At 64.2% G+C, this 19,711-nt stretch carries 19 protein-coding genes and 2 pseudogenes; 1 reads left to right on the plus strand and 20 read right to left on the minus strand.

All coding sequences use genetic code 11. From position 1 onward, the window contains the following. From ACFSJC_RS12815 to ACFSJC_RS12860, 10 genes and pseudogenes are all read right to left on the minus strand, one after another. Positions 1-262: pseudogene (locus ACFSJC_RS12815) on the minus strand (chloramphenicol acetyltransferase); the annotation flags it as partial. A 209-nt stretch (positions 263-471) separates the two neighbouring features. Beyond that, the gene (locus tag ACFSJC_RS12820; RefSeq protein WP_386027290.1) at positions 472-1,014 is read right to left on the minus strand and encodes a HEPN domain-containing protein; all 543 of its coding nucleotides are present in this window, start codon (positions 1,012-1,014) and stop codon (positions 472-474) included. 98 nt (positions 1,015-1,112) lie between these two features. Further along, the gene (locus tag ACFSJC_RS12825; protein WP_386027292.1) at positions 1,113-2,726 is read right to left on the minus strand and encodes a hydrogenase large subunit; all 1,614 of its coding nucleotides are present in this window, start codon (positions 2,724-2,726) and stop codon (positions 1,113-1,115) included. Next, on the minus strand, positions 2,723-4,195 hold the full coding sequence (locus ACFSJC_RS12830) for a hydrogenase 4 subunit F (protein WP_386027293.1): 1,473 nt from the start codon (positions 4,193-4,195) through the stop codon (positions 2,723-2,725). The genes ACFSJC_RS12825 and ACFSJC_RS12830 overlap by 4 nt, the downstream gene beginning before the upstream one ends. Positions 4,196-4,319: 124 nt before the next feature. Then, positions 4,320-5,009 carry a formate hydrogenlyase gene (locus ACFSJC_RS12835; RefSeq protein ID WP_386027294.1) on the minus strand — a complete coding sequence of 230 codons (690 nt, stop codon included), beginning with the start codon at positions 5,007-5,009 and terminating at the stop codon, positions 4,320-4,322. Beyond that, positions 5,006-5,953: a respiratory chain complex I subunit 1 family protein gene (locus ACFSJC_RS12840; protein ID WP_386027296.1), complete on the minus strand. Its 948-nt coding sequence runs from the start codon at positions 5,951-5,953 to the stop codon at positions 5,006-5,008. The genes ACFSJC_RS12835 and ACFSJC_RS12840 overlap by 4 nt, the downstream gene beginning before the upstream one ends. Positions 5,954-5,981: 28 nt before the next feature. Then, positions 5,982-7,994, minus strand: coding sequence for a hydrogenase 4 subunit B (hyfB, locus tag ACFSJC_RS12845; protein ID WP_386027298.1), 2,013 nt, complete (start codon positions 7,992-7,994; stop codon positions 5,982-5,984). Continuing rightward, entirely contained in the window at positions 7,991-8,260 is a 270-nt protein-coding gene (locus ACFSJC_RS12850) for a helix-turn-helix domain-containing protein (RefSeq protein WP_386027300.1), read from the minus strand. The genes hyfB and ACFSJC_RS12850 overlap by 4 nt, the downstream gene beginning before the upstream one ends. Before the next feature lie 258 nt (positions 8,261-8,518). Beyond that, complete coding sequence (locus tag ACFSJC_RS12855; RefSeq protein WP_386027301.1) at positions 8,519-8,800, minus strand: type II toxin-antitoxin system RelE family toxin; 282 nt, start codon at positions 8,798-8,800, stop codon at positions 8,519-8,521. Beyond that, the gene (locus tag ACFSJC_RS12860; RefSeq protein WP_386027302.1) at positions 8,790-9,044 is read right to left on the minus strand and encodes a type II toxin-antitoxin system Phd/YefM family antitoxin; all 255 of its coding nucleotides are present in this window, start codon (positions 9,042-9,044) and stop codon (positions 8,790-8,792) included. Before ACFSJC_RS12860 ends, ACFSJC_RS12855 begins: the two co-directional genes overlap by 11 nt. A 129-nt stretch (positions 9,045-9,173) precedes the next feature. On the opposite strand from ACFSJC_RS12860, the gene ACFSJC_RS12865 reads away from it, so the two are divergent. Further along, positions 9,174-9,443 carry a DUF6398 domain-containing protein gene (locus ACFSJC_RS12865; protein ID WP_386027418.1) on the plus strand — a complete coding sequence of 90 codons (270 nt, stop codon included), beginning with the start codon at positions 9,174-9,176 and terminating at the stop codon, positions 9,441-9,443. Positions 9,444-9,498: 55 nt separating this feature from the next. Here the strand turns inward: ACFSJC_RS12865 and ACFSJC_RS12870 are convergent. The 10 genes and pseudogenes from ACFSJC_RS12870 to ACFSJC_RS12915 form a co-directional block, all read right to left on the minus strand. Next, positions 9,499-9,585, minus strand: a pseudogene (locus tag ACFSJC_RS12870) (hypothetical protein); the annotation flags it as partial. A gap of 292 nt (positions 9,586-9,877) precedes the next feature. Beyond that, positions 9,878-10,480, minus strand: a complete 603-nt coding sequence (locus tag ACFSJC_RS12875; protein WP_386027303.1) for a DUF4276 family protein — start codon at positions 10,478-10,480, stop codon at positions 9,878-9,880. Next, complete coding sequence (locus ACFSJC_RS12880; protein WP_386027305.1) at positions 10,477-11,688, minus strand: AAA family ATPase; 1,212 nt, start codon at positions 11,686-11,688, stop codon at positions 10,477-10,479. The genes ACFSJC_RS12875 and ACFSJC_RS12880 overlap by 4 nt, the downstream gene beginning before the upstream one ends. Before the next feature lie 492 nt (positions 11,689-12,180). Next, the gene (locus ACFSJC_RS12885; protein WP_386027306.1) at positions 12,181-12,540 is read right to left on the minus strand and encodes a toxin-antitoxin system HicB family antitoxin; all 360 of its coding nucleotides are present in this window, start codon (positions 12,538-12,540) and stop codon (positions 12,181-12,183) included. Positions 12,541-12,543: 3 nt separating this feature from the next. After that, positions 12,544-12,771 carry a type II toxin-antitoxin system HicA family toxin gene (locus tag ACFSJC_RS12890; protein WP_386027308.1) on the minus strand — a complete coding sequence of 76 codons (228 nt, stop codon included), beginning with the start codon at positions 12,769-12,771 and terminating at the stop codon, positions 12,544-12,546. A 245-nt stretch (positions 12,772-13,016) separates the two neighbouring features. Next, positions 13,017-14,330: a histone deacetylase family protein gene (locus ACFSJC_RS12895; protein ID WP_386027309.1), complete on the minus strand. Its 1,314-nt coding sequence runs from the start codon at positions 14,328-14,330 to the stop codon at positions 13,017-13,019. Then, positions 14,324-16,027 carry a hydantoinase/oxoprolinase family protein gene (locus ACFSJC_RS12900; protein ID WP_386027310.1) on the minus strand — a complete coding sequence of 568 codons (1,704 nt, stop codon included), beginning with the start codon at positions 16,025-16,027 and terminating at the stop codon, positions 14,324-14,326. Before ACFSJC_RS12900 ends, ACFSJC_RS12895 begins: the two co-directional genes overlap by 7 nt. A 222-nt stretch (positions 16,028-16,249) precedes the next feature. Beyond that, positions 16,250-17,323, minus strand: coding sequence for a glycosyltransferase (locus ACFSJC_RS12905; protein ID WP_386027311.1), 1,074 nt, complete (start codon positions 17,321-17,323; stop codon positions 16,250-16,252). 67 nt (positions 17,324-17,390) lie between these two features. Beyond that, a complete protein-coding gene (locus tag ACFSJC_RS12910) occupies positions 17,391-18,467 on the minus strand; it encodes a glycosyltransferase (RefSeq protein WP_386027312.1) in 1,077 nt (358 codons plus the stop codon). After that, on the minus strand, positions 18,464-19,504 hold the full coding sequence (locus ACFSJC_RS12915; protein WP_386027313.1) for a glycosyltransferase family 9 protein: 1,041 nt from the start codon (positions 19,502-19,504) through the stop codon (positions 18,464-18,466). The genes ACFSJC_RS12910 and ACFSJC_RS12915 overlap by 4 nt, the downstream gene beginning before the upstream one ends. Between the last annotated feature and the right edge of the window lie 207 nt (positions 19,505-19,711).

The raw sequence follows: 19,711 nt of genomic DNA on the forward strand, positions 1-19,711 counted from the left end.
TTGCAAAAGGCTTCAAAGATAAATCTGACCGCCTAAAGGCGGTGGTTTTAACCCTGCTTCGGACAATAAACTTAACATCTTTCGCAATGGCGCAGAATTTCCCTATTAAAAGCTTATCTCCAATAAATGGAAAATGATAAAGAACATTGCTCTCAAATCGGGCGGGGCCTTCAGGATCATCGTAGTAGGTATAGTCACCAACAACAATGTTTTCAGAAGAAATGAAGTTCTTCAAATATCCTACTTGAGGAAATCCCTTCATAGGTTCTTTATCGTTAGGACTTGGACCTTTCAAAAGACATCCCCGATGTGCATGTGAGGTTTACTGACTCTGACAAATCGTGTGGAACATTTTACCCACAACGCAGCCATAGAAACCTGAATCCAACAATAACGCTAGCGCTTAATTGCAAGATTCGACTTTGATTTTACTTAAAAAAGTATAATTCAGCCGAAAAATTAAGTTGATTTTTAAATATTTTCATTGAGATATACTTCCGTCGCGTTCACTAAATCTTTAATGAAACGAATTGCTTTTACCAGCTCATCCCTCTTGATCAGATGTGGAAGTGGCGAGCCATTACTGACGGGCTTAGATCGGTGAACAGCATCGCCACGCTTCGAGATCCATTCATTTAAATTTTTCTTCGCTTTTCCAGGATCGGTATTCGCCCACTTCCATCCTTGAGTCACATCAATATCAAGATAATCGAGGAATAGTTTCTTCGTTTTATCTGCACTTGGAGTGTTAAACTGCTTCAGCTCTAGCCGCAACCGATTTTCGATAAAATTACCTGCATAACTTCCAGAAACAGCACTCAGCTTTTTAGCCAAATCTTCTGTCACTCGATCTTCGACGTAAGTTTCCCAAGCTGTCAATGCCATTACTAAACCAGCACGTTTCAAAACCTCAGCATTTTCAGGCGGAGGCTTAGTGTTAATCGAATCAAAATGATCAAGCAAATCTTCCGCATCCTTGATGCCATACTCGAAAGAAACCTTCGCTTCAGACATTTATTATTCCCAACTATACTCAAGGTAAAATGAACCACTAGCTTACCAGTCTCTCGTTCTATCCCCCCCAATCCCAGTACACACATCATAACTCGCCTCTACAAATCCCCTCCCGAATAAGCCCCATTCACCGACTTATTACACACAGGAAAGTCAGGAACGATATTCCCGAGAATGAGCCGCTCCAGTGCGGGCCAGGTGAACCAGCTGGGGTCGCGGGGGAAGTATCGTGCAATTCGGCCGTCGGTGCCGAAGCGGACGAAGGCGATGATCTCGCCGCGCCAGCCGTCGATGATTCCGAGGCCCATGGTGCCGGATGGCGGTGGGGTGAAGGGGGCGGCGATCTCGCCCTCGGGCAGGGCGTCGAGGAGGCGGTCGAGCATCCAGAGGCTGGCGCGGACCTCGGCGATGCGCACGGCGACGCGGGCGGAGACGTCGCCGGCCGTCTCGGCCGGGACCTCGACCCGCAGCTGGTCGTAGGGTGCGTAGGGGCTGTCGCGGCGGACGTCGAAGGACTGGCCGCTGGCCTTGCCGACGTAGCCGGTGCAACCGAGCGCCCGGGCGTCCTCGGCGGACAGGATGCCGGTGCGCATGAGACGGTCGTCGAGCGACGGATGGTCCTGGATGACGTCGAACAGCGGCTCGATGACCTTGTGCAGCGCCGCGTGGTCGAGACGCAGCTGCTGGAAGCCCTCTGCCGTCAGGTCGCAGGCGACGCCGCCCGGAATCACCCCGTCCATCATGAAGCGATGGCCGAAGAGTGCATGGCTGCGCCGCTGCCACTGCTCGCGCAGCCGGCCGCACTGGGCCAGGGCGAAGGCGAAGCCGACGTCGTTGCAGATGGCGCCGATGTCGCCCAGATGGTTGGCGATGCGCTCGCGCTCGGCCATGAGTGCGCGCAGGAAGAGCGCGCGTGGCGGAACCTCGCAGCCGGCGGCGCGCTCCATCGCCTGACAGGCGGCCCAGGCGTGGGCGAGGGTCGAGTCGCCCGAGACGCGGCCGGCGAGCCGGGCCAGACCGGACGGATCCCGCCCCACCGCCAGCTTCTCGATGCCCTTGTGGACGTAGCCGAGCCGCTGCTCCAGACGCAGCACCTCCTCGCCCATGGCCTGGAAGCGGAAATGGCCCGGCTCGATGATGCCGGCATGCACCGGACCGACCGGGATCTCGTAGACCCCGGCCCCCTGGACCCGCACGAAGGGATAGTCGGCGTCCGCCGGGGTGCGGGCCGAGCGCTCGCCGCCCAGCGGGAAATCCCGCCGCAGCGGGAAACGGTCCTCGGGCCAGGCCTGGTGACGGGTCCATCGGCGTGCGTCGGGGTGACCGGTGAAGTTCAGCCCGGTCAGGTCATGGGCATGACGCTCGAGACGGTCGAGACCGGGATAGGTGGGGGTGTGCGAGTCGATCGTCGGCCGGTCGAGCGGGACCTGGGTCTCCAATACCAGATAGTCGCCCTCGAGCTCCAGGCAGGCCTGGACCCGCATCACGCCCGCCTCGCCCTCGGCATCGAGCGGATCGGCCCAGAGCCCGGCGTGGCGCAGCCCCATGGAGGCCGCCAGACGCGCCGCCATCCCCCATGCCTCGGGGTCCAAGAGGAAACGGCGGGCCGGCGCCAGGACGTCGGGATCCGCATCGCGCTCGCCGGCCCAGCCGTAGGCCGGCCGAACCAGATATTCGGACAGCCACTCGAAGCGGTTCTGGGTCTCGCTCACAGCAAATGTCCCCCGGTGATGAGCTGGGTCGCCCGGTCCAGCCAGGCGGACAGCACGTCCGGGATCGCCAGACCCAGCCAGAGCACCAGCCCCAGATGGAAGTAGACCGGCAGCATGTTGGCCTCGACCGGACGCTGGCCCTCGGGCGGAACGCCGTAGACCATGGGATGCAGATGGCGGAAGAGCCCGGCGAAGGCGACCGCCAGACCGCTCAGCAGCACCACCGTGAACCAGGGCTGGGACTGCATGGTGGCGGTCAGCAGCAGGAACTCGCTGGTGAAGACCCCGAACGGCGGAAAGCCGGCGATGGCGACCACGCCGAACAGCAGCGACCAGCCGATGGCCGGCTGGGTGCGGATCAGCCCGCGGATGCGGTCGATCGACTGGGTGCCGGCGACATGGGTCGCGTGCCCCACGGTGATGAAGATGGCCGACTTGGTCAGCGAATGCACCAGCATGTGCAGCAGCGCGCCGAAGGTGGCGAGCGGTCCGCCCAGACCGAAGGCGAAGGTCATGAGCCCCATGTGCTCGATCGAGGAATAGCTGAACATGCGCTTGATGTCGCGCTGGCGGTGCAGGAAGAGCCCGGCGACCAGGAAGGAGACCAGACCGAATCCCATCAGCAGGGCGCCGGCCAGGTGCGGAGTCGCGGTCTCGGCCAGGGATCCGTCGACCAGCATCTTGAGCCTTACCACGGCATAGAGCGCCACGTTCAGCAGCAGACCCGAGAGCACCGCCGACATGGGCGTCGGACCCTCCGAATGGGCGTCCGGCAGCCACTGGTGCATGGGCACCAGACCCACCTTGGTCCCGTAGCCGACCAGCAGGAAGACGAAGGCGATGCGCATCACGGTCGGGTCCAGGTCGTGCGAGCGCTCGTAGAGCGCGCTCCAGGTCAGCCCCGTGCCCGGATCCGCCATCACGTGCTGGGCGGCGAAATAGGTCAGCACGGTCCCGAACAGCGCCAGAGCGATGCCCACACCGCAGAGGATGAAATACTTCCAGGCCGCCTCGACCGCCTCGGGCGTGCGGTAGAGCGACACCAGCAGCACGGTCGCCAGGGTCGCACCCTCGACCGCCACCCAGAGCACGCCCAGGTTGTCCGTCGTCAGGGCCACCAGCATGGTCAGCATGAAGGCCTGATACATGCCGTGATAGACGCGCAGACTCCAAGCACTGATCCGCCCGCTCGCCTGGACGTGACGCATGTAGGGCCGCGAGAAGATGCCCGTGGTCAGCCCCACGAAGGCGGTCAGCACCACCAGATAGACGTTGAAGGCATCGACCCGGAAACCCATCCCGGCCACCGATCCCAGGTGCCAGACCGACCAGGCCAGCCCCAGCGACCCGATCAGCGTGAGAGCCGACACGCCCAGATTCAGCCACCCGGCTGGGCCGGGCGAGCGCATGAGGATGAGGACCAGACCGCCGACCAGTGGCGTCAGCAGGGTCAGAAACAGGGCTTCCACGTCGAACTCTCCGAATTGAACCGCAAAGGCGCAAAGGACGCGAAGAAGGACAGGGTCAGGGCGACCGATCCGCAATCCCGGCAACAAGAACCTTTGCGCACTTTGCGCCTTTGCGGTTCGATCCTCATTCCCCGCCCTCCTCGGCCGTCTCCGTCAGCCGATTGAGCCGGTCGACGTCGAGCGAGTCGATGCTCTCGCGGATCTGGAAGAAGAAGACGCCGAACAGGACCATGGCGACCAGGACGTCGAAGGCGACGCCCAGTTCGACCACCAGGGGCATGCCGGCGGTGGCCGAGACGGCGGCGAGGAAGAGACCGTTCTCCATCGACATGAATCCCAGCACCTGGGCCACCGCCTGCTGGCGGAAGACCATCATCAGCAGACCGATCAGCACCACCGCCAGGCTCACCGCGATGATGTTGCGGGTGAAGGCCAACCCGTGCTCGACCATGGGCTCGACCAGCCAATAGCTGAAGATCACCAGCACCACGGCGGCCATGATGACCAGCGCCGGACGGCTCAGGGTCTCGCTCTGACGCTCCAGACCCAGACGCCGGGTCATGCGGTGCAGCATCGCGGGGATGAGCAGCGCCTTGAGCGCCAGGGTCAGGGCCGCCGAGAAATAGAGATGGTGCGCGTGTCCGGCGAGCGCGACCGTCAGGGTCACCGCCGCCACCAGCGCGCCCTGCCAGGCGAAGACGCGGATGGCCGCGATCAGCCGGGTCTGGGACAGCAGCACGAAGGACAGGAAGAGCGCCAGTGCCGCCAGCAGCAGCACGAACTGCTGCAGCAGGGTCAGGAGCGTCAGGCTCATGCGCCCACCTCCAGGATGACGTGGCTCAGCAGACCCAGCAGGGCCAGCAGCAGGGCCAGGTTGAGGAAGCCGGGCACGCGGAACAGACGCATCTTGGCCAGGACCGTCTCGCCCGCCGCCAGCAGCGCGCCCAGCACCAGCAGCTTGAGCAGCACCACGGCCAGACCCGAGCCGAGCGCCAGGACGCCGAAGCTCGCCCCCACGCCCCAGGGGAAGAAGACATTGACGATCAGCACCCCGTAGAGCAGCAGCTTGATCTGGGCCGCCCACTCCATGAGCGCCAGATGACGGCCGCTGTACTCGAGCAGCATGGCCTCGTGGATCATGGTCAGCTCCAGGTGGGTCGAGGGATTGTCGACCGGGATGCGGCCGCATTCGGCCAGGGCCACCAGGACCAGCGCTCCGAAGGCGAAGAGATAGGAGGGACGCAGCAGGAAGCCGTCGGCCAGGTGATGCGCCATGACGCTCTGCAGACTGGTGCTGTGGGCGGTCATGGCCAGGGTGAAGACCGCCATCAGCATGGCCGGCTCGGCCAGGGCCGAGACCAGCATCTCGCGCGAGGCGCCCATGCCGCCGAAGGCGGTGCCCGCGTCCATCCCGGCCAGGGCGAGGAAGAATCGGGCCAGGGCCAGCAGACCGACCAGCACGATGATGTCGGCCACCGCCGCGATCGGCAGGTCGAGCGCCACCAGAGGCACGGTCGCGGCCGCCAGCCAGGTGGCGACGAAGACGATGTAGGGCGCGATCCGGAACAGCTCGGAGGCGGTGTGGGCGACTCGGGTCTCCTTGACCAGCAGCTTGCGCAGATCGGCATAGGGCTGGAACACCGAGGCCCCGCGACGGTTCTGCAACCGCGCCTTGACCTTGCGCACCCAGCCGACCAGCAGCGGGGCCAGGGCCGGATAGAGCAGGGCCTGCAGCAGTGCGACGAGCCAGGCGGACATCAGACGCCTCCTCCGAAACGGGCGAACATCAGGAGATGATCCATAGCAGCACCAGCAGCGTGGCCAGGGTCCAGCCCAGATAGACGCGGACGTTGCCCGACTGCAGCCGCACCACGCGCCGCGAGGCCGACTCGACCGCGCGCGCCACCGGCTGGTAGATCAGCCCCCAGGCGCGGTCGCCGATCCGCAGCCGATAGCGCGGCGCGGCATCCTCGAAGGGCGGCCGCGACTCCTCGATCTCGAACAGCAGGGCGAAGACGCGCCGGATCGGCTGGGCGAAGGAGGTCGCCGTGTATTGCATGTGCGGATCGGGCGGGGCGAAGCCGCAGTCCCAGGGATCGCAGCGGCGGATGCGCCGGACGGTGCCGCGCCGGAACCACCAGATGGCGAATCCCGCGATCAGGGCGAGCAGCAGGACCGAGAAGGGTGCGCTGTAGCTCGCCGTCTCGGGCGCGATGGGCGTCAGCCACAGCCAGCCCTGGGCGCCGGCCTGGGGCACGCCGCTGCCGACCATCAGCTCGGCGACCGGGTCGATGAGGGCGATGATCTGGGTCGGCAGCACCCCGAACAGCAGACAGAGCGCGGCCAGCAGACCCAGCCCGGCGCGCATCCCGTGCGGCACCGGCCGCGCCCGGCGGACGTGGCGCGAGCGCGCCTGGCCGAGGAAGGCCACCCCGTAGACCTTGACGAAGGTGGCCGCCACCAGCGCGCCGGTCAGGGCCAGCACCGCCGAGGCGATGGGGATGAGGCTACGCAGCACGCCGCTCTCCAGCTGCCAGGCCTGGAGCGCCGCCTGGAAGGTCAGCCACTCGGAGACGAAGCCGTTGAAGGGCGGCAGCGCCGAGATGGAAACGCAGCCGACGAGGAAGAAATAGCCGGTCCAGGGCATGCGCCGCAGCAGACCGCCCATCTGCTCCAGGTCGCGCTCGTGGGCGCTGTGCTGGATGGCCCCGGCGCCCAGGAACAGCAGCCCTTTGAAGAGGGCGTGGTTGATCACGTGATAGAGGGCGGCGACGAAGGCCAGGGCCGCCAGGGTCGGATGATCCGTGCCCTGGAACAACAGCCCCAGCCCCAGGGCGATGAAGATGATGCCCAGGTTCTCGACCGAGGAATAGGCCAGCAGCCGCTTGAGGTCGGTCTGCATCAGGGCGAAGAGCACCCCCATGAGCGCCGAGACGCTGCCGACCGCCAGCAGCACCACGCCCCACTGCCACTGGACCTGGCCGACGAGGTCGTAGACGACCCGGATGAAGCCGTAGACCGCGACCTTGAGCATGACGCCCGACATGAGCGCCGAGATGTGCGAGGGCGCGACCGGATGGGCCTCCGGCAGCCAGGCGTGCAGCGGAACCAGACCCGCCTTCATGCCGAAGCCGAGGAAGGCCAGAGCGAAGGCCAGGCTCGCCCACAGCGGCGAGAGTTCGGCCGCGCGCATGGCGTCGAAATCGAAGCCGTGCCCGAAGGCCGCCAGCACCCCGAACCCGAGCAGGATGGCGAGCCCGCCGATATGGGCCATCAAGAGATAGAGGAAGGCTGCGCGCCGGTTGGCGGCGTTCTCGTGCTGGAAGGCGACCAGGAAATAGGAGGACAGGGACATGAGCTCCCAGGCCACCATGAAGAGGAAGGCGTCGTCGGCCAGCACCACCAGCAGCATGCCGGCAAGAAAGAGCCCAGTGAAACCGCCGAGCGCGATGAGCGAATCCCGACCGCTTTCGAAGCCGCGCACGTAGGAGGGGCCGTAGAGTCCGACCGCGCAGGTGACCAGCCCGATCACCAGCAGGAAGAATCCGGAGAGCGCGTCCACCCGCAGGTGCCAGGGCATCCAGGGCAAACCGAGCGGCAAGGTGGTCGAGGCGCTGCCATCACCGAGCAAGGCGAACAGTCCGGCGAGCGTCGCGGCCACCCCGGCCAGCCCCAGTAGCGGCATGGCCGCGGCACGCAGGACCCGAGGCTCGCGGCCAGCGAAGAGCGCAACGCCGGAGGACCCCAAGGCCAGCACCACCGCCAGACCGGCCAGCAGCAGGGCGAAAGAGAGGCTCATGAGGGCTCGCCCGTCCCCGGCGCGGCCTTTAGACGCACACCGCGTCCGCCGCTGGAGCTGACCGCGCCCTCCCCGATCAACTCCAACCCGGCCCGTTCGAACGCATCGACCAACTTGACCAGCGAATCGACATTGCCGCGCACCTGACCCTGGCTCGCCTCCATGCGCTGAATGGTGGGCAGGGAAAGACCCGCCGCCTCGGCGAGCTGACGCTGATCGATACCGAGCAACGCGCGCGCCGCCCGAATTTGCGAGGCAGTAATCACGTTTCAAACATCACTACTGATGTAAAAGGATTAATAATATGCCTTCCAGACTTTATCGAGCAAGGGGTGGAGCACGCAAGGTGGGTGCGGATTCATGCGCATCGCTAACGCCTGAAGTGCGACTGAATTCGTGTCTACACCTCATCGCCATGTTTTCGAGACGTTTGCGTTACGCGAATTCCGGTCAGTAGAGCCGACTGGATCTGCGACAGTTCCGCCAAATGAAGCCGTCACTCACGATTGCCGAACATTGAGAGGCTATCGCTTGGCAGCCGCCTTGTAGACCGCGCTCCGCTCGCGCTTGCCAAGGGCAATGACCAGAACGATCAACTGATCGTCCCGTACTTCGTAGACGAGCCGATATCCGGCCGTCCTCAGTTTGATCTTGTAACGGTTTTGCCGCCCAGAGAGCCTTGAGGCCGGGATGTGAGGCTCTTCCAAACGCTCCGCCAGCTTCTTCTTGAACTGCTCTCTGACGGTCCTGTCCAGCCTTCCCCACTCATCCCTGGCGTCAGGATGAAACAGCAATTCATAGCTCATCAAGCGAGACCTTGATCAACGCCTTCCCGTCACCAAGGCGAGCGTCGGCGATGGCATTCAGCTCAAGGTCTTCGAGACGGTCCATGAGTGCCTCGTAGGCCTCTGCCGGTACGCAATAAAAGGCCGGCTCGTTGCGGTTGAGGACCGCGACTGGGAGACCGGCGCCCGCAGCCACCGTGCCCATGGGGTTGCGTTTCAGTTCGGAGATGCTCGCAGTTGTTTCGGCCAGGATTCGATGCGTCATAGCAATCTAAACGTGCTTTTAAAGGCATCAAAGATAGAGTGCTAAACAGGTCTCCGCAACTTGTAGAGATGCAGAAAACGGCCTTCGCCCCTGCTCTGCGGAAAATCCAGGACTTGGGCCTGAGGGATCATCTATGCGCTGGGGCGGGTCAACTTCCTGTTCGACCCCAGTCAAACCCCGTCCGTGCAAGCCGATGACCTCTGCGCCCACTTCGGTCTCAGCACAAGCATCAAGACACGGAGGCATGGACGCTCGCTGCGAATCGCTCTCGGTGAAATTGCAGATAGGGCGAATGCTCGTCGGCCAGCCAACGCAGGCGCAGGGGATCTTTCAAGCCAAGCCGTTCGCGCGCTTGCTCGGAAATCCTGGGCGCGATCAGCAGTTCCCCATCCGCGTTGAACGTGACCAGAAAGTGGTCGAACAGGGCATCCAGATTGGCGCTGAGCAAGAAGCCATTGAAGACAGCCAGACGCTCGGCATCAGTCGCGCAGTCAGCCCAGGGTTTGGCGTGGCTGGCACGCAGTACCTCGGGGAGCGCGATGCCGGTGACGGCGCAGGCATTGCCCTAATAGTCGAGCATGGCCTGGCGAAAGACCTGTTGTCCGATGCGCTGACGCCCGAGTCGCTCGACCTCGGTGCCTCTGAGCGCGCTGGGAAGTTGGGCGAGTTCGGCATGAAGTGTTGCCTCGAAATCCAACGCGACCTGATTGGGCTGCGAGATAACGTCTTGATCCGCAACGGGCAGGATGTATTCAACGCCGTGGTCGTTGCCGGCTTTTTCGATCAGGGCGCGCTCTAGGGAGTTCATGGGGGAGGCCTGTCGAGCCGGGCGATCAGGCGGATTCAGTTCCCGATTGCACCTGTCCGAGCCATTCAGTGCAGAGTTTGCGGAAGGAGCGGCTACCGTCGAATGCCTGCTGTAAATCGATCAGTGCCGAAAAGGCCGGCTGATCCGTCGTCTCGCGATAGCTCCCGCTCGCCATCCGCTCGCGCATCCATCCCTTGGCATCGCGCGGCGTTTCCGCGTCAACGCTGGTATCTGGGTCGCAAGCAAAACCGCGATGACCGTCAAGGGATTTGGCCGCGGCAATGAACCAGGCTTCATACTCGCGGTTCGCCAACACAACCGAGATGCGATGATGGGGAACACAGTCCCGCGCCCGTTGCAGAATCGTCGTCCCCAGTTCCGCCGGGCAATCATCGTCCGCATCCAGCAGGATCAGTATCCAGCCTGAATCGCCACACTTTGCCGCCGCCAGCAACAGATGCCGTCGGAATTCGTCCTCGCGGTTGAGAAATCGGTCACGATGCACACGAATCGGCGGCGGTGCCTGCACGAATGTTCCAGGCGTTTGCCATTCGCCAAGCCGACGCAGCAGGATGGGCAATGCGGCGACTTCGCCATGCCCCTCGACGATCGCGACGACGATGCTCATCGCTCGCCCTCACCCTCGCCGAACAAGTCAGACTGATGTTGCGCTTGGGCGGCAAGCTCCGCTGGATCGGGCGCCAACTGATTCAACCGTAACAACTCACCCGCCGAAAAGAGATGATCACGCATGGCCGCGCGCGATGCCTCGTCGATTGACGCAATGCGCGTCTCGCCTCCCTCGGACACCACCGCCAACAGTGACTCCGCACTCAGAGCGCGATCATCCAGCAGGTCGGGGCTGTGGCTGGTGACAATGATCTGCGTGTGCTCGGACGCCCTCGTCAATGCCTCGCGCAAGGCTGCGCTTGCGGCGGGATGGAGTGCCGTTTCCGGCTCCTCGATGCCCACTAATGTCGGTGCGTAGTCCCGGTTGCCTTGGAACAGCGCCGTCAGTACACCTAAGGCCCTCAGGGTGCCATCGGACATGCTCTGCGCGAAAAATCGCCAAGGATGATTCGCACCAGCCACCTCCTGACGAAACTCCAAGGTCTCCATCGGACCGATCGGCTTCCGTTCAACGCCATGCACCATGGGGACGACGGTCTGCAGATACTCCTGGATGACTGCCATCTGCGCTGGTGCGGTCCGCTCCAGGTGACCGATGACGCTGGCGATATTCTCGCCGACCGGTTTGAGCAGGCGTCCGTCCTGCGGTTTCTGCAACTCGCGCATCAGCTTCGGATTGAGGTTGTAGAACCCCATCGACGTCAACGCATCGAACAAGGGTCGAAACGCGGTCAGACCCGAGACGGAAACTAGAGCCAAGCGGTCAGCCGTGACTGCCGGGAAGGTTGTTTCGCTCGTCGCGGTCGTCTTGCCCCGCTCGACCTTGTAGAAAGGGCCTTTGCCAAGGCCAGCGATGGCGCACTCTTCGGTCTGGACCTCATAACCACCGCCCTTCAGCGCACCGATATTGAAGGCATAGTACCCCGGCGTCCCATCGGGTAACGCAAACTCCAGCCGAATACCGAAATGGGTTGGATGACCGCTCGATCGACGACGCACTTCGGCGAGACCGCCACGCTCGTTCAGCGCATTGTCCAACGAGCTGCTCAGCGCATCGCGCACCAGGTGGAGGGCATCGAGGAAATTGCTCTTGCCCGATCCATTCGCGCCGACCAGATAGGTCAACGGCTGCAAACGCACATCGCAGTTGCCGATGCTCTTGTAGTTGCGCAGGACCACGCGGGTGAGAAAAGCCGGATTCTTCATATCAAGGCCCCTTACGCTTCCAAGATTTTGTCTATCTGGGCATGCCAGCCCCAGGTCTCCGCGCGTGGCGCTGGTTGATGTATACGCCCAAGCCTCGAAGTTTAAACGGGGTCATCGCTCGTATCCCTCACGCCTCTGAACCCGGTTCCACTTCATCACCCGGCGACGCCAGTGCTCGCCAATCGTCTGGGTCAATTCGGCTCGAACCAACTTGGCTCTCACCTCGCACCACTCCGACGATTCGCGGCGAATGACCAAACCTTCCGGCCGTCCATGTCGGTAGCCGCTAGCACGGGTCTCAAGCAGAGCTTAGCCTTGATCATCGTTTGATCCGCTCATGCCTGATAGCGGCAGAAGCCCCCCAGACTGCGCAGCGCCGATGGGATGCGTGGGGGGCGGATGTGAGGCGCAGGTGCGCGATGCGATCCTAACGCCAAGCGACCAGCCGCTCAGCGGATTCGACGTGGACCTTTGATGACATGATGGCGGGACTTAAACCCGGTGCTCGCGCCGCCCCAGCCCCTCCGCAATGAAGGTCAGCACCAGCGTATTGAGGGAGACCCCCTCAGACTTCGCGCGACTGGCGAGCTGGGCATGGATCATCTTGGGGACTCGAGCGACGAACTTCCCCGAGGCGACGCCGCCGCTATTGGGCGCGGGCACTGCAAAGCCCTTTGCCACCAACGTCTCAACGGTGGCTGCCAGCGCGTCACGACCATGAAGGATCGCCTCCTCAATGGTCTCGCCATCGGAGATGCACTCGGAAAAATCCGGGTAAGAGATCAGGTATCCACCGCCCTCGCTGGCCTTCAGTGGGCGAATCTCGAAGGGGTAATCGTCCAGGTTTCGCATCGGTTAATCTCCCACCACCAAGGCCACAAACTTTTTGACATAGATCGGCTTGATCGGGCGATGTGCAGGAACAGGCAGCGTCTTACCGTCCGGGCGGATGAAAACGCAATGGCTGGAGCCCTCCTGTCTCCATTCAATGCCATGCTGCCGCGCCACTGTCTGAAGCTGCTCGATGCGCCAATCCAGCGAGTGGCGACGCATCGCATCGAGCAGTTTGGTGGCGGTGTTCATCAGCTAGATGATATTACCGACAATATCATTCGTCAAAATGAGGCCGCCTAACGCCACGCGCCGAGACTAGCCCTGACTCTTCCTCTCCCTGGTCGGTCGACTCCTCATGCCGGGAAAACCTCGGCAGATTCCGCAAATCTCGCGGCCCATTATCGGGGCGACGCAACCCGGCTCGGTCCAGGACTTGAGGCCATGCGCTGATTGCGGGGGCTTCTGAAGATGACGAGGCGCGTTATCACTGGATGTCAGGCGACCTCGAAGCGGTCGTTGGGGCGATCCTGGAGGAAGACCTGTTCGAAATCGCCCTTCTTGCCCTGTTCGAACCAGTCGCGTCCGGTTTGGCAGCAAGCGTCGCAGGCGTGCGGCGGGATATGGATGGCGAGCACCGGAGCGCCCTGGTCGGTGACCGACTCGATGCGGAGCGCACCGCCGCAGTCATCGCACAGACGGATCGCCTCTTCCTGGCGCTCCAGGATGCCCGAGGTGTCGTATTGGACCTGGCGGCTACGGCGCAGAATCGTCTGGCCGTTCGCGCGCAGAGCCGCGCGCCGCTCGTGGCGCTCGCTCCAGTTGCGCCGGGTGATTTCGCCCAGACGGCGCACATAGTCGGTAACTTCGGGCGGCTGGGCGATGGATTCTGGGCAGAGGTCGGGCTCGATCACATGGCTGTAATCCACTCCAGCCATGGACAGGATGATGCCCATGTTGACGTAAGGCAGCGCGCCCTCAATCGAATAGCCCCCTTCCAGCACGGCGATGTGAGGTTTGAGCAGGGCCGTCAACTCGGCATAGCCCTGAGCCGTGAAGTTCATGTTGGTCAGGGGGTCGGAATAGTGGTTGTCCTGACCGGCAGAGTTGACGATCAGCTCGGGCTCGAACTCCTCCAGGATCGGCAGCACCGTGTCGCGAACGATCTCCAGATAGCCCGCGTCCGAGGTGTTGGGCGGCAGCGGGATGTTGATCGTCGTGCCCAGGGCGTTGGGTCCGCCCTGCTCCTCGGGAAAGCCCAGTCCGGGATAGAGGGTGCGTCCGTCCTGATGCAGCGAGATGAAGAGCGTGTCCGGATCGTGCCAGTAGATGTCCTGGGTACCGTCGCCGTGATGGCAGTCCGTATCGATGATCGCGACCTTGCGGATGCCGTAACGCTGGCGCAGCGCCTCGATCATAATGGCCTCGTTGTTGACCTGGCAGAAGCCGCGGCCGCCCCGGACCATGCGCATGGCGTGATGGCCGGGCGGGCGGACTAGGGCGAAGCCGCGCTCGATCTCGCCGTCGAGCACCGCGCGACCGATGGTCATGGCCCCACCGGCGCTGATGAAGTGCGATTCGGTCATCGCCGACTCGACGTCCGGCACGCAGAAGTGCACGCGCTGCACGTCCTCAATGGTCGCCAGCTCCGGTCTGAGCTCGACGATGCCCTCGATGTCGAGGATGCCTTCCTCGAACACCTGATCCTGCGTATAGAGCAGGCGTTCCTCACGCTCGGGATGGGTCGGACTGATGGCCCAATCGAAGGCCGGAAAGAAGACCAGGCCGGTCTTGTGGGGTGCCTTCAACATCCTTCGCTCCGGAATAGGCGGCTGGACGCCGAGCCAGGGAGCCGATAGCCGTGGATGAGCCCCGGCTTGATCTGAAGACTCACCCGGATATTGCGCCCGGTCGTGGAGAAGCCGTTGACGATGTTGAACTGGATGTCCTCGGTCAGTTCCAGATCCATGTCCTCGTCGTCCGCACCGGAGTCGATGGCCAGGTTGCGCAGGGCCTCGCTCGCCTGACGCAATGCATCGATCCGCGTGTAGTGACGGTCGCAGCGCCACTGGGCGTCGCTGTTCGAGATGCTGACCAGACCGCGCTCGGTATCGGCCACCAGGCTGACCTCGCAGGTGGTGCGAGCCATGGCGGCACCGATGGCGTTGGCCACACCCCAGTCCGGCACCAGCGACACCTTCATGCTCGACCGCGCGGCCAGATAGGGCGCGAAATGCTCGGCCGGCCCGCCGAGCACCAGGAGACGCGTCGGACGGATGCGGTAGCCCTCCAGCATCTCGTGAATGGTGTAGACGGGCTGGGCGTTGACCTGCTCCACCATCTCATCGACGGCCGCCAGAATGCGATCGCAGGCGGTCTCGATGATGGTCTGAGCGGCTGCATGCTCATCCAGACCGAGCCTCTGGCCGATCTCGGTGACTCCGGCGGTGGCCCGCGCAGCGTCGCCTGCATTCAGCGCGCCGAGGGCCACGAAGGCGTCGGTCGGCGTGACCTCGGGGCCGCCGAAGGCGCGCGGCGGACCGCAGCGGTCGGGACCGATCGCCAACTGGCCATCGCCGACCTGAATGTGGCTGTCGCCACCGATTCCGATCGAACTGGTCTGCAACGAGCGGATCAGGGTCTTGAAGCGTCCGAAGGCGATGCCGACCGGCTGCAGCAGCGGAACGCCGCCGACCAGGATGGCGATGTCGGTGGTGGTCCCGCCGATATCGAGCACCACCACGTCCTCCTCGGCCGGGGCGGCCGGGATGGCGCCCATGATGCTGGCCGCCGGCCCCGAGAGCACGGTCTGACCGGGCGCCTCGATGGAGGCCTCCAGGCTCATGGTGCCGCCGTCGGCCTTCATGATGTGAACCGGGGCGCTCAGGTCCTTCTCGCGCAGCGCGCCGCCCACCGCCTCGAAGAAGGCACGGTGGATCGGATAGACCGAGGCGTTGAGGAAGGTGGTGGCGATGCGGCGCGGAAAGCTGAGGTGCCCCGAGGTTCGATGCCCCATGAAGACACGCTCGACATAGGGCTCGACCAGCTCGGCGATGCGCATCTCGTGCGCCGGATTGCGGCAGGAGAATTTGCCGACCACGGCCACCTGGCGGATACCGCGCTCGCGAAATCCGGCGGCGATCGCCGCGATCTCGTCTGGGTCGACCGACCGGATCTCGCGTCCGCGATGATCGATGGCCCCGGCGACGACGTGATAATCCGGCCCGGTGCGATGGACCTCGGGATCCAAACCAGGCCCGGAGCAGACGATCATGCCGACGGGCTCCACCCGATTGCGGACGATGGCGTTGGTGGTAAGCGTCGTGCTGAGCACGATGCGCGTGATGCAGCCCGGATCCGTTCCCTCCAAGATGAGATCGAGTCCAGCCAGCACGGAGCGGAACAGATCGGTCTCGTCGGTCGAAACCTTGGCCCGTTCGACCACTCCCCGGCAGTCGAGCAAGACGGCATCCGTATGGGTACCGCCGACATCCAGTCCTATGATCATGATTTCACGCTGTTCACGGAAGAGTCACATAGCCCGCCATGCTACACCCCCCCCCAAGGCAGCCCGCAATCTCCCAAATGGGTTGTTGCATAATCATTGACAAACACAATGCGTAAGCGCAACCACCGGAACGGACGGTGAATTCGGGCGCCGTCCGTTCCGTAGCCCGGCTGAAGCGAGCACCTAATCCGGGGCCAGGGCACCCTCGCGGAAAGGTACGGCTCAGCCCGCCAGGGACCGATAGAGTTCGGCGTAACGCGCCATGATGGCCTCGCGGCCGAACTCGCGCTCGACCCGATCGCGACCACGTTCCGTCATCGCACGCATCAGAGAGGAATCCGACAGTGTCTGCTCGATGCCCTGTGCCAACGCGATCGCGTCCTCGCAGGGTACGCACCAGGCGTCCTCGCCGTGACGGGCCAGCTCGCGCGCGCCTCGGAAACTGGCCGTGACCAGCGGGCGCTCCCAGGCCCAGGCTTCCAGGATGACGTTGCCCAGGGTTTCGGCGTCGAGCGAGGGAAAGACGACCAGGTCGGCCATCTGCAGATAGGGCGAGGGATCACGCTGCCAGCCGGTCCAGAGAATACGTCCCTGCTGACCGAGCTGTTCCGCCTGCCGTTGCAGCTCGGGGCCGAGCGGACCGTCGCCGACCATAAGCAGACAGAGCGGACGTCCGGCGATGGTCGCGGGCAAACGCGACATGGCCTCGATCAGATAGCGATGTCCCTTCACCGGAACCAGCCGACCGAGCGTGACCAGCACCCAGGCATCCTCGGGCACGCCATGGGCGGCGCGACACTCGGCGCCCCGCTCGGACGGCACCGGGCACGCCGGATCGGCGAAGTTGTAGATGTGGTGGACCCGCTCGGCCGGCAGTCCATTGCGGACCATCCAGTCGCACAGCCCCTTGGTGTTGCCGATCCAGGCATGGGCGTGACGGTAGGGATCCAGCGCGTAATAGCCGCCGAGCCGCGAGACATGCACCGGCCCGCCGCGCTCGGGCAGATGGGTGAGCCGGGTCGCGCGTCCCATGTAGGTCTGAACGATGTCGGGCCGGATCTGGCGGATCAGCCGACTCACCGCATGGCGCGACCAGGGATCCCAGGTGGTACGGAAGGGCAGGCGATGCAGCGGCAGGGATCCGAAATCGAGCCCGTCCAGCGCGCTCCCGGCGCGAAACGCCAACTCGGCCGGCGCGCCACGCTCGGCAAGCGCGGCGGCAAAACGGATGAACCAGCGCTCGGCACCGCCGAGTTCCTTGCTGGCCACCATCTGTAGGGTCTTGGGTTCGGACATGGGGATCAATCCTTCACAGAATCTCTGAACCGCACAGGGCACAGAACGCGCCCAGCCGTTCAGTCCATCACACCAGCTCGCGATAGACGGCCAGGTTGGCCTCGACCATGGCGTCGATGGAGAACTCGCGCACCATGAGGGCGCGGCCCGCGTCGCCCAGTTCTCGGCGACGCTCCGGGCCGGACAGCAGGCTGCCGATGGCCTCGCCCAGCGCGGCCGAATCGCCCGGCGGGACCAGCAGACCATTCTCGCCATGCCGAACCGCCTCGGGGATACCCCCGGCGCGGCTCGCGACGATGGGAACCCCGGCGCTCGCGGCCTGAAGGAGCGAGACGCCGAGCCCCTCCATCAGGGCCGGATGCACGATGAGGTCGAAACAGGGCAGCAGCACGTCCAGGTCGTCGCGGAATCCGGCCAGGATGACCCGTTCGGCCAAACCTTCGCGGGCGATGCGCTCGCGCAGCGGATCGGCCAAGGGACCCTGGCCGAGGAAGACGACCCGCAGATCGGGATGGGCGTCGAGCAGCGGCGGCAGCGCATCGAGCAGAACGGCGTGCCCCTTGCGCTGAATCAGCTGGGCAACCACGCCGATCAACAGGGCATCCGGCTCGACGCCGAGCCGCTCGGCGACCAGGGACCGATCGCAGGGCCGGGCATAGCTCTCGAAATCGACCGCGCTGCGCGCCAGACGCAGCTTGGCGGGCGGAAGCCCCTCGCCGACCAGGACCCGGCCGATGCCCTCGGAGATGGCGATCACCCGGTCGTGCAGGCGGTATTTGAGCGCGACCAGCCAGCGCGGCTCGGGGTTGTCGACCCGTCGGGTATGGATCACCGGAACGCGGGCCAGGCGCGCCGCCAGTCCACCCATGACGTCCGCGCCGATACGGCTGTGCAGATGGACCAGGTCCGGTCGAGAGGCTCGAATCAAACGATGGAGCCGAGCCGTCATCAGCGGATCGACGTCGCCGTGCATGGGCATGTCGTGCACCTCGGCGACCGGCTCGGCAGCCGAGGCGAGCGCGCAGCCGCGCGGGCAGGCGAGCAGATTCTCATGTCCGCGCGCGGCCAGCCCGCGCAGCAGATGCAGCACCTGAAATGAGCCGCCGTAGAGATGGCGCCCGCCCTCGACGTGAAGAATCCTCACCGGTCCACCCGCAGTACCTGACGCGCGCGCTCGATGATCTCGTCGGTGCTGATGGCACGCATGCAGTCGAAACGACCCTCGCAGGTCGGGCGACGCTTACAGGGCGAACAGGGCTGCGCGTGATAGAGCACCTTGGCGTTGTCCCGCGTCGTGTCGGTGTAGGGACAGGTGGAACCGAACAGCAGCAGGCTCGGGGTGCCGAAGGCGATGCCCATATGGCCGAGCCCGGTATCCACGGCGATCAGCAGATCGGCCCGGTCGATCATGGCGGCCGCCTCGGTGAGACTGGTCTGACCGGTGAGATCGACCAGATGCGCCTCGGCGGCATCGGTGATGCGGTGGGCTGCGGCCTGATCGGCCGGCCCGCCGAGCAGCACCGGGGTCAGGCCCAGCTCGGCGCGGATGCGCGGCGCAAGCCGTGCCCACCGGTCCTCGATCCAATGCTTCTGCGGCCGGGTGGTGAAGGGGCAGAAGACGGCATAACCGCCACCGAGCCCCTCGCGCTCGATCGTCTCCTCCGCGAAGGCCGCGTCCGAGGGGGCGTAGTGGACGGCCATACGGAAATCGTCGGTCGGCAGCCCGAGCTGGTCGGCCAGATAGAGATACTCGGAGCCGATTCGCTCAGGGTCGCCGCCGCGTGGCAGGCGGCGGGTCATGAGCCACTGACTGCCCTCGCGCGAACCGAGTCCAATGCGTTCCCGCGCGCCCGAGAGCCACGCCAGCAGGCCGCTCTTGAGCAGCCCCTGGAGATCGAGGGCCAGGTCGAAATCGCGGGCGGTCAGATTCTCGCGCAGAGTCAGAATGCAGTTCCAGAGTTCGCCGAAGCGGCGCTCGCGCAAGAGCTGCTGCCATCGGCGCAGTGGACAGACGATCACCTCGTCCAGGTCGGGATGCTGGTCGAGCAGGGCCACGCATTCGGGCTGCACCAGCCAGGTGATCCGCGCCTGCGGCCATTTGCGTCTCAGGGCCGCGATCAATGGCGAGGCGAAGACGATGTCCCCGATGGCGCTGAGTCGAACGATGAGGATGGAATTCATGCGGGTCGCATCTGGCGTGGCGATCGAGGTCTCACGGGGCGGCACGACCGGAAGAGATCGGAAAGAATGATCGGCAGTATAAACCAGCGTTACTGGCCCATGCCGACGGCAAGTCGCGCTCGCGATCTCCCCGAATCCTACACGGCGACATGATAGGATCGCGGGCCAACGACCCGAGGCGGAACGACCGGCCTTTTCGCCGAAAGA

Source organism: Thiorhodococcus fuscus (genome assembly GCF_042682685.1).
GTDB classification, from domain to species: domain Bacteria; phylum Pseudomonadota; class Gammaproteobacteria; order Chromatiales; family Chromatiaceae; genus Imhoffiella; species Imhoffiella fuscus.